The 559-nt window shown below is 69.6% G+C and carries 1 protein-coding gene; it reads left to right on the top strand.

The annotated features are described in order from the left end of the window. On the top strand, nucleotides 1-559 hold a 559-nt coding region (locus KBX06_RS27510), incomplete at both ends, for a discoidin domain-containing protein (RefSeq protein WP_210839968.1).

The following is a 559-nucleotide window of genomic DNA, read 5'->3' as shown; positions in this document are numbered from 1 at the left end:
CACCGCCAACACCGCCAGCACCACCACCCACGACGTCTCCCCCACCCAGGCCAGACACATCCGACTCACCATCACCACGCCCACCAGCACCACCGACAACGCCGCCCGCATCTACGAGTTCGAGGCCTACGGTGGGCAGACCCCCACTGAGAACCTCGCGCTGGGCCGGACGGCGTCGGCCGACAGTTCGTGTTCCGCCACCGAGGGCCCGGCCAAGGCCGTGAACGGCAGCGTGACCGGCGGTAACAGCGACAAGTGGTGCTCGTCGGGCACCAGCAGGTGGCTGCGGGTCGACCTCGGCACCACCCGCAGCGTGAACCGCTTCGTCGTCAGACACGCGGGCGCCGGCGGCGAGAACACCGCCTGGAACACCCGCGACTTCACCATCCAGACCAGCACCGACGGCAGCACCTGGACCACGGCGGCGACCGCCACCGCCAACACCGCCAGCACCACCACCCACGACGTCTCCCCCACCCAGGCCAGACACATCCGACTCACCATCACCACGCCCACCAGCACCACCGACAACGCCGCCCGCATCTACGAGTTCGAGGCC

The organism is Micromonospora sp. C31, from assembly GCF_018070575.1.
Lineage (GTDB): Bacteria > Actinomycetota > Actinomycetes > Mycobacteriales > Micromonosporaceae > Micromonospora.
Note: the sequence above shows the minus strand (reverse complement) of the source record. Positions and strands in the feature narration are given on the sequence as shown.